17 protein-coding genes are annotated in these 17371 nt (G+C 59.8%); 10 read left to right on the top strand and 7 right to left on the bottom strand.

Translation table 11 applies throughout. From position 1 onward, the window contains the following. Window positions 1–15: 15 nt before the first annotated feature. Genes AB6V08_RS02745 through xthA form a run of 5 tightly spaced genes read right to left on the bottom strand, consistent with a single transcriptional unit; the run spans window position 16 to window position 4808 of the window. Window positions 16–636, bottom strand: a complete 621-nt coding sequence (locus AB6V08_RS02745) for an ATP-binding cassette domain-containing protein (RefSeq protein WP_368541183.1) — start codon at window positions 634–636, stop codon at window positions 16–18. Continuing rightward, window positions 636–2162, bottom strand: coding sequence for a thiamine ABC transporter permease (locus AB6V08_RS02740; protein WP_368541182.1), 1527 nt, complete (start codon window positions 2160–2162; stop codon window positions 636–638). Before AB6V08_RS02740 ends, AB6V08_RS02745 begins: the two co-directional genes overlap by 1 nt. Then, window positions 2135–3295, bottom strand: coding sequence for an ABC transporter substrate-binding protein (locus tag AB6V08_RS02735; protein WP_368541362.1), 1161 nt, complete (start codon window positions 3293–3295; stop codon window positions 2135–2137). The genes AB6V08_RS02740 and AB6V08_RS02735 overlap by 28 nt, the downstream gene beginning before the upstream one ends. Window positions 3296–3314: 19 nt before the next feature. Continuing rightward, window positions 3315–3995, bottom strand: a complete 681-nt coding sequence (locus AB6V08_RS02730) for a TVP38/TMEM64 family protein (protein WP_368541181.1) — start codon at window positions 3993–3995, stop codon at window positions 3315–3317. Window positions 3996–4001: 6 nt separating this feature from the next. Then, a complete protein-coding gene (gene xthA / locus AB6V08_RS02725) occupies window positions 4002–4808 on the bottom strand; it encodes an exodeoxyribonuclease III (protein ID WP_368541179.1) in 807 nt (268 codons plus the stop codon). A gap of 433 nt (window positions 4809–5241) precedes the next feature. Between xthA and astC the strand changes: the two genes are divergently transcribed. The 7 genes from astC to ves all read left to right on the top strand — a co-directional run bounded on the left by astC (window position 5242) and on the right by ves (window position 12951). Then, window positions 5242–6462: a succinylornithine/acetylornithine transaminase gene (gene astC, locus AB6V08_RS02720; protein ID WP_368541177.1), complete on the top strand. Its 1221-nt coding sequence runs from the start codon at window positions 5242–5244 to the stop codon at window positions 6460–6462. Further along, entirely contained in the window at window positions 6459–7493 is a 1035-nt protein-coding gene (astA, locus tag AB6V08_RS02715; protein WP_368541176.1) for an arginine N-succinyltransferase, read from the top strand. Before astC ends, astA begins: the two co-directional genes overlap by 4 nt. Then, window positions 7490–8977, top strand: a complete 1488-nt coding sequence (astD, locus tag AB6V08_RS02710) for a succinylglutamate-semialdehyde dehydrogenase (RefSeq protein WP_368541174.1) — start codon at window positions 7490–7492, stop codon at window positions 8975–8977. The genes astA and astD overlap by 4 nt, the downstream gene beginning before the upstream one ends. Further along, entirely contained in the window at window positions 8964–10289 is a 1326-nt protein-coding gene (gene astB, locus AB6V08_RS02705) for an N-succinylarginine dihydrolase (RefSeq protein WP_368541172.1), read from the top strand. The genes astD and astB overlap by 14 nt, the downstream gene beginning before the upstream one ends. A gap of 10 nt (window positions 10290–10299) precedes the next feature. Continuing rightward, complete coding sequence (astE, locus tag AB6V08_RS02700) at window positions 10300–11262, top strand: succinylglutamate desuccinylase (RefSeq protein WP_368541171.1); 963 nt, start codon at window positions 10300–10302, stop codon at window positions 11260–11262. 344 nt (window positions 11263–11606) lie between these two features. Beyond that, entirely contained in the window at window positions 11607–12098 is a 492-nt protein-coding gene (gene spy, locus AB6V08_RS02695; protein ID WP_368541170.1) for an ATP-independent periplasmic protein-refolding chaperone Spy, read from the top strand. Window positions 12099–12393: 295 nt separating this feature from the next. After that, complete coding sequence (gene ves, locus AB6V08_RS02690; RefSeq protein WP_368541169.1) at window positions 12394–12951, top strand: environmental stress-induced protein Ves; 558 nt, start codon at window positions 12394–12396, stop codon at window positions 12949–12951. Here the strand turns inward: ves and cho are convergent. Further along, window positions 12929–13807: an excinuclease Cho gene (cho, locus tag AB6V08_RS02685; RefSeq protein ID WP_368541168.1), complete on the bottom strand. Its 879-nt coding sequence runs from the start codon at window positions 13805–13807 to the stop codon at window positions 12929–12931. The genes ves and cho overlap by 23 nt on opposite strands. Window positions 13808–13912: 105 nt before the next feature. Further along, window positions 13913–14740, bottom strand: a complete 828-nt coding sequence (gene nadE / locus AB6V08_RS02680) for an ammonia-dependent NAD(+) synthetase (RefSeq protein WP_368541167.1) — start codon at window positions 14738–14740, stop codon at window positions 13913–13915. Window positions 14741–14971: 231 nt separating this feature from the next. Here nadE and osmE point away from each other — a divergent pair, with 231 nt between their 5' ends. From osmE to chbC, 3 genes are all read left to right on the top strand, one after another. Next, window positions 14972–15316, top strand: a complete 345-nt coding sequence (osmE, locus tag AB6V08_RS02675; RefSeq protein ID WP_010430142.1) for an osmotically-inducible lipoprotein OsmE — start codon at window positions 14972–14974, stop codon at window positions 15314–15316. Window positions 15317–15597: 281 nt separating this feature from the next. Further along, complete coding sequence (chbB, locus tag AB6V08_RS02670) at window positions 15598–15915, top strand: PTS N,N'-diacetylchitobiose transporter subunit IIB (protein ID WP_008500676.1); 318 nt, start codon at window positions 15598–15600, stop codon at window positions 15913–15915. An 81-nt stretch (window positions 15916–15996) separates the two neighbouring features. Further along, window positions 15997–17355, top strand: a complete 1359-nt coding sequence (chbC, locus tag AB6V08_RS02665) for a PTS N,N'-diacetylchitobiose transporter subunit IIC (RefSeq protein ID WP_152084296.1) — start codon at window positions 15997–15999, stop codon at window positions 17353–17355. The last annotated feature ends 16 nt before the right edge of the window (window positions 17356–17371 follow it).

The raw sequence follows: 17371 nt of genomic DNA, 5'->3' as shown, positions 1-17371 counted from the left end.
ACAGTATGAAGCGTGTTATTGCCAGCGGGACAGCTGGAGCACCTCGCCGCCGGGCGGAATATCCTCTTCGTCGTGGGTGACCAGCACGACCGGAATGTTTCGCTCGCGCACCGTGTCGAATACCCACGCGCGGAACGCGGCGCGCAGGGTTTTATCCAGGCGGCTGAACGGTTCGTCCAGCAGCAGCGCCTGGGGCCGGGCCAGCAGCGCGCGCAGCAGGCTGACCCTGGCACGCTCGCCGCCGGAAAGGGTCGCCGGGTCGCTGTTGTAATGCCCGTCCAGCCCGGCGGAGGCCAGCGCCTCCAGCACCGCCGCCTTTCGCGCCCGTCCGGTAATCTGGGCAGGCAGCGCCAGCAGCAGGTTTTGCCCAACGCTAAAGCTGTCGAACAGCAGGGCGTCCTGAAACAAAATCCCGAGATCGCGCTGTTCAACCGGCAGGAAGTCGCAGCGCCTTTCGTTAAGCCACAGCTCGCCCTGCGCCTTGAAGTCCGCAGAAAGCGCGCCGATCGTCCAGGAAAAGAGCGTGGATTTACCGCTGCCGGACGGCCCCATCAGCGTGACGATCTCCCCCCGCGGCACCTCGAAACTGACCCCGCGAAACAGCGGCTCGATGGTGAGGTTTTTCACTCTCAGCATTAACGTAATCCTCGTCGGTAGCGGCCCGCGAGCCGGGATAAGAGCGCGGCAGCGGCAAAGACCAGCCCGGTCAAGACCAGCAGTCCCAGCGCCCGGTTGGCGAGGGTCGGGACGCTGCCCCCGCTGCTGAGCGCCACCGCCTCGGTGGTCAGGGTGGCAAAGCGTCCCGCCCCGACCCAGAGCGTAGGCAGGTACTGCGCCACGCTCACCGAGAACCCGGTGGCGAAGGCGATCAGCGCCGGGCGAACCAGCAGCGGGCATTTAACGACGCAGAAAATTTTGCCGCGCGACCAGCCGAGGGTTCTGGCAATCAGTATCAGCCGCGGATCGAGCCTGCGCCAGGCGGGCTGCAGCACCAGCAGCATCCACGGCAGCACCCACAGCAGATGGCTCCACAATACGGCTGCGTACTGCCCGTCGACCCCAAGCCACAGGGCGAGCGTGTACTGCCCGAACACCAGCGGCAGCGCCGGAAGCGCCAGCGGCAGCCAGATCCACAGGGCACCGCGCTGCGGCCCCCATTCGAGCCACAGGAAGATCGTGACGAGCGCCAGCAGGCTGGACAGCAGGCCAAAGGAGAGGCTGGTGGCGTAAGGGGCGAGGGCGGTATCGGTGTGATTTGCCAGCAGTACCAGCACCACCGCGCACAGCAGGCCGCAGGCGGGTAACAGCCCGCCGACGGGTAAATGCAGCCGGCTGGCGCGGCGCTCGCCGCTGACGTTGGGCAGCCTGCGCCGCCACAGCGTCCAGAGGCCAAACCCGATCCCCGCCAGCGCCGCCAGCATGACCAGCAGGACAAGGCATAGCAGGGTGCCTTTGGCCTGCTGTTCGGCGTCGCCCTGATTCAGCCATTGCCACGCCAGCACCGCCAGCGTGGGGGGATTCCCCGGCCCGAGCACGATGGCGACATCCACCACCGAAATCGACCAGGCCAGCACCGCCAGCATCACGGCACCCAGCGCGGGGGCTATCGCCGGGATCGCCAGCCAGCACAGGCGCTGAATGCGCCCGTAGCCAAAGGTGCGCAGCACCACGTTTTGCTGCGCCAGCCGGGTTTCCGGCAGCGCGGCGTAGATGGCCCACAGCACGAACGCGCTCTCTTTAACCGCGAGGGTCACGCCCAGCCCGATCCCGGCGGCGTCCTGCCGGGCCGAAAGGTGGGTAAACAGCCGATAAAAAACGCCGCCCTCGGCAAACATCAGCAGGGCGCTGGTGGCGAAGGCCACGTGCGGAATAGCAAGCAGCCAAGGCAGGCGAGCGCTCAGGCGCCGCCAGCGCTCGCCGGGCCACAGGGCGGCGACCAGGCTCAGGGCAATAAACAGCGCGCCGAGGGTCGCAATCAGCGTGGAAACCAGGGTGGCGATAAACGCCTGCGGGAGCTGGGGATCGCTCAGCAGGGAGTGCCAGCGGGCAGCCGAAAAGGCGGGGGCGAGCAGCATCACTCCCGCCGGGATCAGCGGCAGATAAATCACCGCCATCAATAGCCAGGCCAGCCCGCTTAGCGGGTGCCGTAGCGGCGAAGCCATTCCTGCTCCAGCGCGTTAACCCACGCGGCGTGCGGCTCCGGCAGCATGGCGGGCAGCCCGTTGGTGGCGTGGGCGGTCAGCGCGGCGGCGTCGGCTTTCGGTAATTTTTGCGCATCCAGCACGCTCGGGTCGCCCCAAATGGCGGGGTCGGCTTTACGCGTCTGCGCCTGCGGCGACAGCAGGAAGTTCGCCACCACCTTCGCGGCGGCGCTGGCGCTGGAATTCGCCGGAATGGTGACAAAGTGGACGTTGCCAATCATCCTGTTTTGAAAGCCGAAGCTGTAGCTGTCGGCAGGCAGCTCGCCGCTGGCAACCTTCTGCCGGGCGTGAGCGGGGTTGAAGGTCAGCGACATGTTCAGGCTGCCGCTTGCCAGCAGCGCGTCCATCCGCGCGGGTGTTGGCGGGAAGTCTTTCCCTGCGCGCCACAGCAGGGGATGCAGCCTGTCGAGATAGGCCCACAGCGGCGCGGTGACCTGCGCGAAGCGCTCGTCGGGCGCGGCTTTAAGCGCTTCGGGCGAGCGGGTAAGGGTCAGCAGCAGCTGTTCCAGAAACGCGGTGCCGGTAAAATCGGGCGGGCGCGGGTAGGTGATTTTTCCCGGATGGGCGCCAGCGTATTCCAGCAGCGCCTGCGGATCGCTTAGCGGGGCGGGCAGGTTCCCCCTGCGGGCGATAAAAGTAAGCTGGGCACCGCCCCACGGGGATTCGGCGCCGTCGGTGGCAATGGCGAAATCTTCGGTCACCGGCTTGTGCATGTCCACAAACTGCCAGTTCGGCAGCGCCTGCGCCCACTGGGTTTGCAGCAGGTTAGCCTCTTTCAGCGTGCGGAAGTTCTCCCCGTTCACCCACAGTAAATCCACCGAGCCGTTGGTTTTACGCCCGGCGGCCCGTTCGGTCTGAATGCGTTTTACCGCGTCGGCGGCATCCGCCAGATGGACGATGTTAAGGTTGATGGCGTAGTGGGTTTTCACCTCGCCGCTCACCCAGTCGAGATAGCGGTTCACCGCCGGGTCGCCGCCCCAGGCGTTAAACCAGACCGTCTGGCCTTTGGCTTCATTTTTAATGTCCTGCCAGCCGTCGGCGGCAAACGTGGGGCCTGCCAGCAGCAGGCCGGTCAGAAACGCGCAAAAACGCACACGGCGCATAATGCCTTCCTTATCGCGAAGAGTGAGAGAAGCGAGAAAACAGCCAGCGGGTCACCAGCGGCAATAACCCCAGTAGTGTAAAGGCGAAGATCGTTCCCGGCGACAGAATATCGCGCAGCGAGGTCAGTTTTCCCAGCTCGCTTCCGGCATTCAGAAAGATTATCGTGGCGGGCAGCATCGCAAGCTGGCTCACCCACCAGTAGCGGCGCACGCCGAGGCGGGTCAGCCCGGCGAGCAAATTGACCACAAAAAACGGGAACAGGGGCATCAGGCGCAGGGCAAAAAGATAGTATGCGCCGTCGCGGTTCATTCCGGCGTTGACGGTTTTCATCTGTTCGGCAAACCGCCGCTGCACCCAGTCGCGCAGCAGATAGCGGCTCACCAGCATCGCAAGTGTCGCGCCGAGCGTGGAGGCAAACGACACCAGCAGGGTGCCTTGCCACAGGCTGAACAGCGCCCCGCCGAGCAGCGTCAGCACCGCCGCGCCGGGGATGGAAAGGGCGGACACCAGCACATACAGGGCAAAATAGAGCGCCGCGCTTTGCACTGGCGCCCGCTGAACCTGCGCCAGCAGCGCCTGATGGTGCGCGCGCAGCGAATCAAGCGTCAGCGTGCCCGGCGGCAGCAGCCAAAACGCCAGCGCAAATGCGCCCAGAAGGGCGCACAGAAAGAGGTATTTTCGACGGTTCACACGAGGTTACAGCTTGAACTTCGCCCACACCGGCGCGTGGTCAGACGGTTTATCCATGCTGCGGATGTCGTAATCAATGCCGGTTTCGACGCAGCGTTCGGCCAGCGGCGAGCTTGCCAGCAGCAGATCGATACGCAGGCCGCGGTTGTCGTCGAAGCCTTTCGAGCGGTAGTCAAACCACGAGAAGCGATCCTGGGTTTCCGGGTTGGCGGCGCGGAAGGTGTCCACCAGGCCCCAGTCCAGCAGGCGCTGCATCCACTCGCGCTCTTCCGGCAGGAAGGAGCATTTACCGGTACGCAGCCAGCGCTTGCGGCTGTCTTCGCCGATGCCGATGTCCAGATCCGTTGGGCTGATATTCACATCGCCCATGATCAGCACCGGGTTCTCTTTTTTCAGCTCGGTGGTCAGGTAGTCCTGAAGATCCTGGTAGAACTTCGCTTTCGCCGGGAATTTGGTCGGGTGGTCGCGGCTTTCGCCCTGCGGGAAGTACCCGTTGATTACCGTGATATTGCCGAGCGGCGACGGGATTTCCGCCATGATGATGCGGCGCTGCGCTTCTCCGTCATCGCCCGGGAAGCCGCGACGCACCGAAACGGGCGTTTCTTTGGTCAGCAGCGCGACCCCGTAGTGGCCTTTCTGCCCGTGATAAAAGACGTTGTAGCCCAGCTTCGCCACCTCTTCGAGGGGGAACATGTCGTCGTGAACCTTTGTCTCCTGAAGGCCAATCACATCCGGTTGATGCTGCTCTACGATGGCTTCAAGTTGGTGAGGGCGGGCGCGCAGGCCGTTGATATTAAAAGAGACAAATTTCATAGTCGCTGCCAATGCAAGGTGAATAGTGCATGGATGGTAGCAGAATTTAACGCAGCTGTTACCGGGTATGACCAATAACTGCGACAGATTGCGTCAACGGTGCAAAATTTGCACCATTCCCGCGCGTGGCGCCCTGAAAAGAGGCATAAACGGACAATAAATTTCGCTGGCGATCACAATTCCAGAATTATATTTGGCCTGTGCATACTCTTTCACGTTTTCGTTCGGCAAAGCGCCGCTTGTCATAAAAATATTCACTTTTTATGCATTAACAGTGAATAACTCCATATCGTAACCTGTTGATATTCTGTTGTCGCAACCCGTTTATGCATTTTTAACGCTGGCTGGCACGAAGTCTGCAATCTACATTCACAGTGCAAATACTCAATTATTTAACATTTAAACAACCTTTTATTTACCGGATGAGGTCGCTATGTCTCTGTCAATTACGCGTGAAAATTTTGATGAATGGATGATGCCGGTTTACGCTCCGGCGGCTTTTATTCCGGTACGTGGGGAAGGCTCGCGCCTGTGGGATCAGCAGGGCAAAGAGTATATCGACTTTGCGGGCGGGATTGCGGTGAACGCCCTGGGCCACGCGCACCCGGCGCTGCGCCAGGCGCTGAACGACCAGGCGGCGAAGTTCTGGCATACCGGCAACGGTTTTACCAACGAGCCCGCGCTGCGTCTGGCGAAAAAGCTTATCGACGCCACCTTTGCTGAAAAAGTCTTCTTCTGTAACTCGGGGGCGGAAGCCAACGAAGCGGCGCTGAAGCTGGCGCGTAAATACGCCCACGACAAGTTCGGCACGCACAAGAGCGGGATCGTGGCGTTCAAAAACGCCTTCCACGGCCGCACGCTGTTTACCGTCAGCGCGGGCGGTCAGCCCTCCTATTCTCAGGACTTCGCGCCGCTGCCGCCGGACATCCGCCACGCCGTTTACAACGATCTGGACTCTGCCGCTGCGCTGATCGACGACACCACCTGCGCGGTGATCGTTGAGCCAATGCAGGGCGAGGGCGGCGTGCTTCCGGCGCAAAAAGCCTTTCTGCAAGGGCTGCGCGAGCTGTGCGACCGCCACGGCGCGGTACTGATTTTCGACGAAGTGCAGACCGGCGTGGGCCGCACCGGCGAGCTGTACGCCTACATGCACTACGGCGTGACGCCGGACGTGCTCTCCACGGCGAAGGCGCTGGGGGGCGGCTTCCCGATTGGGGCCATGCTTACCACCGATAAGTTTGCCAGCGTCATGACCGTCGGCACCCACGGCACCACCTACGGCGGTAACCCGCTGGCGACCGCCGTGGCGGGACAGGTGCTGGATATCATCAACACGCCAGCGGTGCTGACGGGCGTTAAGCAGCGCCATGAATGGTTCGTCGAGCGCCTGAACGCCATCAACAGCAAAACCGGCCTGTTCAAAGAAATTCGCGGTCTGGGGCTGTTAATTGGCTGCGAGCTGACGCCGGAATTTGCCGGAAAAGCTAAACTTATCTCACAGGAAGCAGCAAAAATGGGCGTGATGGTGCTGATTGCCGGCGCCAACGTGGTGCGGTTTGCCCCTGCGCTGATCGTCAGCGAAGAAGAGGTATCAACCGGTTTAGACCGTTTTGCGCTGGCCTGTGAACGCGTGAAGTCCGGGGTGTCATCATGATGGTCATCCGTCCCGTTGAGCGCGGCGATCTCGCCGGGCTCATGCAGCTTGCCGGAAAGACGGGAGGCGGGCTGACCTCGCTTCCTGCCGATGAAAAAACGCTGTCGGCGCGCATTGAGCGCGCCCTGCAAACCTGGCAAGGGACGATGCCAAAAAGCGAACAGGGCTATGTGTTCGTGCTGGAAGATACCGACACCGGCACCGTGGCGGGGATTTGCGCCATCGAAGTGGCGGTTGGCCTTAACGACCCGTGGTACAACTACCGCGTCGGCACCATGGTTCACGCCTCGAAAGAGCTGAACGTTTATAACGCGCTGCCGACGCTGTTTCTGTGCAACGACCACACCGGGGCCAGCGAGCTTTGCACGCTGTTCCTCGATCCCGAGTGGCGCAAAGAGGGCAACGGCTATCTGCTCTCCAAGTCGCGCTTTATGTTTATGGCCGCGTTTCGCGACCGCTTTAACGAAAAAGTGGTGGCCGAGATGCGCGGCGTCATTGACGACAAAGGCTACTCGCCGTTCTGGGAAAGCCTGGGCGAGCGCTTTTTCTCAATGGAGTTCAGCCGCGCGGACTACCTCTGCGGCACCGGGCAGAAGGCCTTTATCGCCGAGCTGATGCCCAAACACCCTATCTATACCCATTTCTTAAGCCCGGAAGCGCAGGCGGTGATCGGCGAAGTGCATCCGCAAACCGCGCCTGCCCGCGCGGTGCTGGAGAAAGAGGGCTTCCGCTACCGTAACTACGTCGACATTTTCGACGGCGGGCCAACCCTTGAGTGCGACATCGACCGCGTGCGCGCCATCCGCAAAAGCCGTCTGGTGACCGTGGCGGAAGGCCAGCCCGCGCCGGGCGAATGGCCGGCGTGCCTGGTGGCGAACGAGCATTATGAAAACTTCCGCGCCATGCTGGTGCGCACCAACCCGAAATGCGATCGCCTGGTGCTGACGCCCGCGCAGCTGGATGCCCTGAAATGTAACCCCGGCGACGCGGTGCGCCTGGTAAGACTTTGCCCTGAGGAGAAAACAGCATGAGCTTATGGATTAACGGTGACTGGGTAACGGGCGAGGGTGAGCAGCGCGTGAAAACCAACCCCGTCGGTAAAGAGGTGCTCTGGCAGGGGAACGACGCCAGCGCCGGGCAGGTGGAGCAGGCCTGCCGCGCCGCCCGCCGCGCGTTTCCGGCGTGGGCGAAACAGCCTTTTTCGGCGCGTCAGAGCATTGTCGAGAACTTCGCCGCGCTGCTGGAGGCCAATAAGGCCGAGCTGACGCGCATTATCGCGTCGGAAACCAGCAAGCCGCGCTGGGAGGCCGCGACCGAAGTGGCGGCGATGATCAACAAAATCGCCATTTCGGTGAAGGCGTACCACATCCGCACCGGCGAGCAGACAACCGACATGCCGGACGGCGCGGCGACCCTGCGCCACCGTCCGCACGGCGTGCTGGCGGTGTTTGGCCCTTATAACTTCCCGGGGCATCTGCCGAATGGCCATATTGTGCCCGCGCTGCTGGCGGGCAACACCGTGATTTTCAAGCCGAGCGAGCTGACGCCGCTGACGGGCGAGGCGGTGGTTAAGCTCTGGGAGCAGGCCGGGCTGCCGCCGGGCGTGCTGAACCTGGTGCAGGGTGGACGTGAAGCCGGGCAGGCGCTCAGCGCGCTGAGCGATATCGACGGCCTGCTGTTTACCGGCAGCGCCGGGACGGGCTATCAGCTGCACCGCCAGCTTGCGGGGCAGCCGGAAAAAATTCTGGCGCTCGAGATGGGCGGCAACAACCCGCTTATTGTGGAAGATCCAGATGATATCGATGCCGCCGTGCATCTCACCATCCAGTCCGCCTTTATCACCGCCGGACAGCGCTGCACCTGCGCGCGCCGCCTGCTGGTGAAGCGCGGCGCCCAGGGCGATGCGTTTCTGGCCCGGCTAGTGGAGGTGAGCGCGCGCCTGGTACCGGGGAAATGGGATGCGGAGCCGCAGCCGTTTATCGGCGGGCTGATCTCTGAGCAGGCGGCGCAGAACGTGCTGAAGGCCTGGCAGGAGCACGTCGCCCGCGGGGCGAAAACCCTGCTGGAACCCAGGCTGGCGCAGCCGGGAACCTCGCTGCTGACCCCGGGCATTATCGAGATGAGCGGCGCCGGGACGGTGCCGGATGAAGAGGTCTTCGGCCCGATGCTGTGCGTCTGGCGCTACGACGATTTTGACAGCGCCATCGCGATGGCCAACAGCACCCGCTACGGCCTGTCGAGCGGCCTGATTTCGCCCCAGCGCGAGAAGTTTGACCAGCTTCTGCTGGAGGCGCGCGCCGGGATCGTCAACTGGAACAAACCGCTGACCGGCGCGGCGAGTACCGCACCTTTTGGCGGGGTGGGGGCGTCGGGCAACCATCGCGCGAGCGCGTGGTACGCCGCGGACTACTGCGCGTGGCCGATGGCGAGCCTTGAAACCGCCGCCCTGACGCTGCCGGAAACGCTCAGTCCGGGTCTGGATTTTACCCAGGGGAATGACCATGAAAGCGCGTGAAGTGAATTTTGACGGCCTGGTGGGGCTGACGCACCACTACGCCGGGCTGTCGTTTGGCAATGAGGCCTCAACAAAGCACCGCTTCCAGGTATCGAATCCGAAGCTGGCGGCGAAGCAGGGGCTGCTGAAAATGAAGGCGCTGTCGGATGCCGGGTTCCCGCAGGCGGTGATCCCGCCCCAGGAGCGCCCGAACGTTCCGGTATTGCGCCAGCTGGGATTCAGCGGCAGCGACGAGCAGGTGATTGAGAAAGCGGGCGCGCAGGCGCCGCATCTGCTCTCGGCGGCCAGCTCGGCGTCGTCAATGTGGGTGGCGAATGCGGCAACCGTTGCGCCCTCCGCCGATACCCTGGACGGCAGGGTGCATCTCACCGTCGCCAACCTCAACAACAAGTTCCACCGCGCGACCGAGGCTGAAACCACCGGGCGGGTGCTGAGCGCCATTTTTAATCATGCGGAGCATTTCAGCGTCCATCAGGCGCTGCCGCAGGTGGCGATGTTCGGCGACGAGGGGGCGGCAAACCATAACCGTCTGGGGGGCGACTACGGCGAGCCGGGTTTGCAGCTCTTTATCTACGGACGGGAAGAGGGCGGCCAGACTGCCCCGACGCGCTACCCCGCGCGTCAGACCCTGGCGGCAAGCCAGGCGGTGGCGCGTCTGAACCAGGTGAACCCGCAGCAGGTGCTTTTTGCCCAGCAAAACCCGTTGGTGATCGACCAGGGCGTGTTCCACAACGACGTGATTGCGGTATCCAACCGTCAGGTGCTGTTCTGCCACGAGCAGGCGTTTGCCCAGCAGGAAAAACTGCTGGCCGCGCTGCACGAGCGGGTGCCCGGCTTTACCCCGATTCAGGTGCCAACGGATGCGGTCAGCGTGCAGGACGCGGTAGAAACCTACCTGTTTAATAGCCAGCTGCTGAGCCGGGACGACGGCAGCATGATGCTGGTGCTACCGCAGGAGTCGCGCAATCACGCCGGGGTCTGGCGCTATCTGAGCGAGCTGGTGCAGGCGGATAATCCGATTGACGAGCTGCGCGTGTTTGACCTGCGCGAGAGCATGGCGAACGGCGGCGGCCCGGCGTGCCTTCGCCTGCGCGTGGTGTTAACCCCGCAGGAGATGCAGGCGGTTAATCCGGCGGTGATGATGAACGAGCAGCTGTTTAACACCCTCAACGGCTGGGTCGATCGCTACTATCGCGACCGGTTAACCCAGGCCGATCTGGTTGACCCGCAGCTGCTGCGCGAAGGTCGGGAGGCGCTGGATGAGCTCAGCACCATCCTGAAATTGGGCGCTGTTTACCCGTTCCAGCGCTAAAGGAGCCGCTATGGAGAATTTACTGGCGCTGACGCTGGCCGATGTGACGCCAGAGCAGCAGGAAGGCGAAGGCCCCTCGTTCTACTGGCGCTGGCTGGGGCGGGGGGCGCTTGAACTCACGCCGTTTGAAGAGCACGGCCCGTCGCTGGTGCTCTCGTCGGGCGTTCACGGCAATGAAACCGCACCGGTCGAAATTGTCGATCTGCTGCTTCACGCCCTGTATCGCGGTGATTTTCCGCTGCGCTGCCGCACGCTGGTGGTGCTGGGAAATCCTCCGGCGCTGGCGCAAAACCGGCGCTATCTGGACAGCGATATCAACCGCATGTTCGGCGGGCGCTGGGCGCAGTTCCCGTCGAGCGACGAAACCGCCCGCGCCCGCTGGCTGGAAACGACGGTGACGGATTTCTTCGCCCGCGCCGGAGACGCGCGCTGGCATCTCGATCTCCACACGGCGATCCGCGCCTCGTATCACGTGCGTTTTGGCGTTCTGCCCCAGCGCAGCAGGCCGTGGGACGAACGCTTCCTCACCTGGCTCGGGGATGCGGGGCTGGAGGCGCTGGTGTTCCACCAGTCGCCGGGCGGCACCTTTACCCATTTCACCTGCGAGAGCGTTGGGGCACTGGCCTGCACGCTGGAGCTGGGAAAAGCGCTGCCGTTTGGACAAAACGACCTGTCGCGCTTCGCGCCTACCCATCTGGCGCTGCGGGCGTTGCTCTCGGGCACGGAGGCGGAGCACAGCGATCTGCCCGTCGAGCGCTACCGGGTGGTGCAGCAAATCACCCGCAAAAGCGAGGCGTTCCGGCTGCACATGGCGGCGCACACGCTGAACTTCACGCCGTTCCGTCAGGGCGTGCTGCTGGCGGAAGACGGCGACGAGCGCTACGAGGTGCAGAGAGCCACCGAGTACGTGCTGTTCCCCAACCCGTCGGTGGCGTTTGGCCTGCGGGCGGGGCTGATGCTGGAAAAAATCTAGCGGACGGTGGAGAGAAATCGGCTTATTTCTCTCCACCTGTCGCTGTTATTTTCTTAGCGATTATTGCGGCGAGGCATTTTTTGCAGAATATTCCTGGATAATTGCTTTCAAAATAAACATTGCTTCTATATACTTCTTCATAATCTCTTTAAAATCATCGTATTGAATATTTTCGTTGCATCTCTCCACGCTTTATCCTTAATTCCTCCATAATTGGCGATTATTTGTTTTTTACACTTTCATTGTTTTACCGTTGCTCTGACTAATTGACGATAAACCCCGTAAAGTTAATCTCGTCAACACGGCATAGCGCCGAAGAATAACTGAAAGAAAGGAAATAAATTATGCGTAAATTAACTGCACTGTTTGTTGCTTCTACCCTGGCTCTGGGCGCTACCGGCATGGCGTTCGCCGCAGATACCGCGACCACGACCGCCGCACCTGCCGACGGCAAAATGATGATGCACCATAAAGGCAAGCCGGGTATGCATCACGACATGATGTTCAAAGATCTGAACCTGACCGACGCCCAGAAACAGCAGGTGCGCGACATCATGAAAAGCCAGCGTGACCAGATGAAGCGTCCGCCGCTGGAAGAGCGCCGCGCGATGCATGACATCATCGCCAGCGACAGCTTCGATAAGGCAAAAGCCGAAGCGCAGATCGACAAAATGGCCGAGCAGCATAAAGCCGGAATGCTGGCCCGCATGGAAACCCAGAACAAGATCTACAACATTCTGACCCCGGAACAGAAAAAGCAATTTAATGCCAATTTTGAGAAGCGTCTGACAGAACGTCCGGCGCCGGAAGGTAAAATGCCAGCACCAGCCGAATAATCGGCTCACACTCTTAAGACCGCCGGGATCCTGTCCACAAAAGCGTAAACGCAGTGGGCAGGACCGGCGGTTTTTCTTTCCCTGCCTCTTGCCTGCCGTCCCAGTCGCGGTATTCTCCTGTAGTCGCTCAAGAATGTTCAGCAGAGTCATAGCGTTAGATTTTTTATTAACGCACGCTAAGGCCTGCCCGTTCTGCTGCCGATAATACGTCTGTGCTTACCCAACGATAACAAACAAGACGGCAACGATAGCGATATCGGTGCGCTGGCGCGTGTTGTGCCTTTCAGGAGTGGTGATGGAGTACTTTGATATCCGTAAGATGCCGGTCAGTCTCTGGCGCAATGGTGCCGGTGAGACGCGTGAGATTTGCTGCTTTCCTCCCGCCACGCGCGACTTCTCATGGCGCGCCAGTATTGCCTCTATCGCCAGCAACGGCGAATTCTCGCTTTTTCCCGGCGTTGACAGGGTCATCACCCTGCTGGAAGGGGGCGAAGTGACGCTGGATGCCGGCAACGCGTTTTGCCATACCCTGAAGCATCACCAGCCCTACAGTTTTGTCGGCGATCTGCCGGTTAAGGCGCAGCTTTCCGACGGGCAGATGTCGATGGATTTCAATATCATGACCCGCCGCGACCGCTGTAAAGCCAGGGTTCGCGTTGCGGATCGCACCTTCACCACCTTTGCCTCACGGGGCGGCGTGGTGTTTGTCCTCAGCGGGGCGTGGCAGCTGGGGGATAAGCTGCTGACGGCGGATCAGGGCGCAAGCTGGGAGGAGGGGACGCACACCCTGCGCCTGCTGGAGTCAAAAGGCACGCTGCTCTACAGCGAAATTACGTGGCTGGCAGGTCACTGAGGGAAATCACCTCATACGCGCCGGTCAGCAGGGGCTTGCAGAGAATTTTGTAGCCGTCGTGATCGAAACCGGCGGGCGTGCGCAGCAGCGCGCCGGCCTCGTTTAAGCTCTCAACCGCCCCCAGCCACAGCCAGTTATGGATGATGTGATAGTGCGTCATTCCCTCTCTGGCCTCCTTGAGCGCCACGGCGCCTTCCCACGGCCAGCAGTTAACGCTGATGGCGTTCAGCCCCGCAAGAAATCTCGCCTGATGATCTTCAATGCTTTCCTGCCCGCAGCAGGCTCCCGCGCAGCGCTTCAGCGCAAAGCGGAAGCAGGCGCGCCCGCGCGTGGTGGCCTCAAGACCGAGCAGGCCATAGCAAAGCTTAAGCTCGTCCGCCAGCGTTTGCAGCATTTGCAGCGCGGCGCGCTTGTTGGCAAACAGGCCGTAAAGGTTTGGCGCGTGGGAGAAATCAACCTCGCGGGCGTAAACCACCTGCGGTTTGCCCTCGGTTATCTGAAGCGAACAGAGCTGACGGTTGCGGCGCAGGCGCTTGTTAAACAGCGGCTGCTGTTCCTTTATTAGCCGTGCCTCCAGCAAGAGCGCGCCCAGCTCGCCCGCGGTCTGAATAAAGGTGATTCGCCGGGACTGGCGAAGCATCGCGGCTTCGTCGGGAGTGCGCAGGTGCGACATCACGCGGCTGCGTATATTGACGCTTTTGCCGATGTAAAGCGGCATGGTGTCGCTTTCGCCGTGAAAGAAATAGACGCCGGGCTGTTTAGGCAATGCCTCAAGCCAGGGGCGAAGATGTTCGGGATATTCGTAGATAGCCGCCGCTTCGAAATCAAGACGCGGGGCGGATTGACGCCTGCTCACATAACGCTCCGTATACTGTTCAGGCATACAGTGTAGCAGGTGTTGGTTGTTTAAAAAAGCGTCGGGAGAATGCCCTCTCTTACGCAGAGAGGGCACGGTGGCTGACTATCGCTTCCAGAAGTCGTCGAAAACGGTAATCGGCGTGTGGCGTTTATGCTCGGTTTTCAGATACCAGCCCTCGATGATTTTGGCGGTGGCGGCGTCGAGGGTTTTGCCTTCCAGGTAATCATCGATATTGTCGTAAGTCACGCCCAGCGCCGCTTCATCAGGCAGAGAAGGGCGATCGTCTTCGAGATCGGCCGTTGGCGCTTTCTTATATAGGTGCTCCGGGCAGCCCAGCGCCGCCAGCAGCTGCTTACCCTGGCGCTTGTTCAGGCGGAAGATCGGGTTAATGTCGGTGCCGCCGTCGCCGTATTTGGTGAAGAAGCCGGTGATGGCCTCGGCGGCGTGGTCAGTACCCACCACCACCCCTTTGGTCATGCCGGCGATGCTGTACTGCGCCTTCATACGCTCGCGCGCTTTCTCGTTGCCGCGCACGAAATCGCTCAGCTCGATGCCCGCTTCGCGCAGGGCCTGCTCGCTTGCCAGCACCGCGCCTTTGATGTTGACGGTCAGCACGCGGTCAGGCTGGATAAACGCGATGGCGTCCTGGCAATCCTGCTCATCGGCCTGCACGCCGTAGGGCAGGCGCACGGCGATGAACTGCAGCGCGCTGTCGCCCGTCTCTTCGCGCAGTTCAGTGATGGCCAGCTGGCAGAGCTTGCCGGTGAGGGTGGAGTCCTGGCCGCCGCTGATGCCCAGCACCAGGGACTTCAGGAACGCATTCTTTTTCAGATAGGATTTCAAAAAATCGATGCTGCGACGGATCTCTTCGTGAGCATCGACCGCAGGCTTCGCGCCAAGCGCCTGAATAATCTCTTGTTGCAGAGCCATTACGCCCTCCATTTGCTGAACGAGAAAAAAATGATGATTCGTTAAAACTAACCCTTTGGGCGTAAAACGACAAGGATCGCAGTTTCGAGTGCGCTAATTTGCGGCGATTTAGCAGCTTATCGTTGTTTTATTAGAATCTTCCGAAATTCCGCTGGCCTGATTCACAAAGTTGAAGAATATGATTTTTTGTCCCATGCTTAGATAACACGCTGATAAACAAGAGGACGGAATATGAACAAGAATGTAGCAGGAATTTTAAGCGCAGCGGCGGTACTGACTATGCTGGCAGGGTGTACGGCTTACGATCGCACCAAAGATCAGTTCACACAGCCTGTAGTAAAAGATGTCAAAAAAGGTATGACGCGCTCTCAGGTTGCGGCGATTGCCGGTAAACCTTCTTCCGAAGTGACCATGATCCACGCGAAAGGCACCTGCCAGACCTACATCCTGGGTCAACGTGATGGTAAGGCAGAGACCTACTTTGTGGCGCTGGATGATACTGGACACGTGATCAATTCTGGTTACCAGACCTGTGCGGAGTACGACACCGACCCGCAGGCACCTAAGGCCCAGTAACCCTTCTCGCCTGAGAATGTAAACAAGCCGACCGTAAGGTCGGTTTTTTTATACATTGGTAAATCTTATTTCTTTGCGCGAATTATTTGCCTGGAATGTGAAGACAGTCAACATACCAGGTCAATGAGAGACAATTTGCGTCTGTTCAGAATTATCCCCTCCTTGTACCATTGCGTATACTCACTTCAACGATAAACAACGGTAAGCCATCTACCTGTCAGCCAGGATAGCGAGTCGAGTGATAGCACGACGGCAGGTGGTCATAAAAGAGGGAAGTTACTATGGAAAAGAAACATATCTATCTGTTCTGCTCAGCGGGCATGTCCACTTCACTGTTGGTTTCCAAAATGCGCGCGCAGGCAGAAAAATATGAAGTACCTGTGGTGATCGAAGCGTTTCCTGAAACGCTGGCGGGCGAAAAAGGCCAGACAGCGGATGTCGTTTTACTGGGGCCACAAATTGCCTACATGCTGCCTGAAATTCAGCGTCTGTTGCCAAATAAACCTGTAGAAGTTATCGACTCTGGCCTGTACGGCAAAATCGATGGTTTGGGTGTTCTGAAAGCTGCTGTTGCGGCGATTAAAAAAGCTGCTAATTAATTTTTATATTTTTCCCGTCAAAGAGTAATTTCACACACATTACGCCGTAACGTTTGTTGCGGCATTTAAGGGTATTTTCCTATGAGTAAAGTCATCGCTTCACTTGAAAAGGTACTCCTTCCTTTTGCTGTTAAAATAGGAAAGCAGCCTCACGTTAATGCCATCAAAAACGGTTTTATTAAATTAATGCCGTTGACGCTGGCCGGGGCCATGTTCGTTTTAATTAACAACGTTTTTCTGAGCTTTGGTGAAGGTTCTTTCTTTTATTCATTAGGCATTCGGTTAGACGCTTCTACCATTGAAACCCTTAACGGTTTTAAAGCCATCGGCGGCAACGTGTACAACGGTACATTGGGTATTATGTCGCTGATGGCGCCTTTCTTTATCGGGATGGCGCTGGCAGAAGAACGTAAAGTCGATCCGCTGGCAGCCGGTTTATTATCCGTTGCCGCATTCATGACCGTTACCCCTTATAGCGTTGGCGAAGCTTATGCCGTAGGCGCTAACTGGTTGGGCGGTGCGAATATTATTTCCGGTATTGTGATTGGTCTGGTGGTGGCAGAAATGTTCACCTTTATTATTCGCCGCAACTGGGTTATTCGGTTGCCGGATAGCGTGCCAGCCTCCGTATCACGTTCATTTTCCGCGTTGATTCCAGGCTTTATTATTCTCTCCATCATGGGGATTATCGCCTGGGCGCTCTCTCACTGGGGCACAAACTTCCACCAGATCATCATGGATTCCATCTCTACGCCGCTGGCGTCGATGGGCGGCGTGGTTGGCTGGGCGTATGTGATTTTCACCTCTCTGCTGTGGTTCTTCGGCGTGCATGGTTCACTGGCACTGGCGGCGCTGGACAGCGGTATCATGACCCCGTGGGCACTGGAAAACGTGGCGCTTTACCAGCAGTACGGCTCCGTTGACGCGGCGCTGGCAGCGGGTAAAACCTTCCATGTGTGGGCGAAGCCGATGCTTGACTCCTATATCTTCCTGGGCGGTACCGGGGCGACGTTGGGTCTGATCATCGCGGTCTTTATTGTCTCTCGCCGCGCTGACCACCGTCAGGTTGCGAAGCTGGCGCTGCCGTCAGGCATCTTCCAGATTAACGAACCGATTCTGTTTGGTCTGCCAATCATCATGAACCCGGTGATGTTCATTCCGTTCATCCTGGTGCAACCGCTGCTGGCTGCCATCACGCTGACGGCCTACTACCTGGGCATTATCCCACCGGTCACCAACATTGCACCGTGGACAATGCCAGCCGGTCTGGGCGCGTTCTTTAACACCAACGGTAGCGTTGCCGCCTTCCTGCTGGCGATATTCAACCTCGGGATTGCGACCCTGCTCTACATGCCATTCGTGGCGATAGCGAACAAAGCGGCAACCGTGATTGATGAAGAAGAGAGCGAAGAGGATATCGCCCTCGCACTGAAATTCTAAGTTTGACCGGCGCGGG

The sequence above is a fragment of the Enterobacter soli genome, assembly GCF_964208575.1.
In the GTDB taxonomy this organism is placed as follows: domain Bacteria; phylum Pseudomonadota; class Gammaproteobacteria; order Enterobacterales; family Enterobacteriaceae; genus Enterobacter; species Enterobacter soli_A.
This window is presented reverse-complemented; position numbering and strand designations above follow the sequence as displayed.

What these genes read in the sequence shown, in the direction of transcription:
- AB6V08_RS02745 (WP_368541183.1), bottom strand. Translation starts at nt 636, where the DNA reads ATGCTGAGAGTGAAAAACCTCACCATCGAGCCGCTGTTTCGCGGGGTC.
- AB6V08_RS02740 (WP_368541182.1), bottom strand. Translation starts at nt 2,162, where the DNA reads ATGGCTTCGCCGCTACGGCACCCGCTAAGCGGGCTGGCCTGGCTATTG.
- xthA (WP_368541179.1), bottom strand. Translation starts at nt 4,808, where the DNA reads ATGAAATTTGTCTCTTTTAATATCAACGGCCTGCGCGCCCGCCCTCAC.
- astC (WP_368541177.1), top strand. Translation starts at nt 5,242, where the DNA reads ATGTCTCTGTCAATTACGCGTGAAAATTTTGATGAATGGATGATGCCG.
- astA (WP_368541176.1), top strand. Translation starts at nt 6,459, where the DNA reads ATGATGGTCATCCGTCCCGTTGAGCGCGGCGATCTCGCCGGGCTCATG.
- astD (WP_368541174.1), top strand. Translation starts at nt 7,490, where the DNA reads ATGAGCTTATGGATTAACGGTGACTGGGTAACGGGCGAGGGTGAGCAG.
- astB (WP_368541172.1), top strand. Translation starts at nt 8,964, where the DNA reads ATGAAAGCGCGTGAAGTGAATTTTGACGGCCTGGTGGGGCTGACGCAC.
- astE (WP_368541171.1), top strand. Translation starts at nt 10,300, where the DNA reads ATGGAGAATTTACTGGCGCTGACGCTGGCCGATGTGACGCCAGAGCAG.
- spy (WP_368541170.1), top strand. Translation starts at nt 11,607, where the DNA reads ATGCGTAAATTAACTGCACTGTTTGTTGCTTCTACCCTGGCTCTGGGC.
- ves (WP_368541169.1), top strand. Translation starts at nt 12,394, where the DNA reads ATGGAGTACTTTGATATCCGTAAGATGCCGGTCAGTCTCTGGCGCAAT.
- nadE (WP_368541167.1), bottom strand. Translation starts at nt 14,740, where the DNA reads ATGGCTCTGCAACAAGAGATTATTCAGGCGCTTGGCGCGAAGCCTGCG.
- osmE (WP_010430142.1), top strand. Translation starts at nt 14,972, where the DNA reads ATGAACAAGAATGTAGCAGGAATTTTAAGCGCAGCGGCGGTACTGACT.
- chbB (WP_008500676.1), top strand. Translation starts at nt 15,598, where the DNA reads ATGGAAAAGAAACATATCTATCTGTTCTGCTCAGCGGGCATGTCCACT.
- chbC (WP_152084296.1), top strand. Translation starts at nt 15,997, where the DNA reads ATGAGTAAAGTCATCGCTTCACTTGAAAAGGTACTCCTTCCTTTTGCT.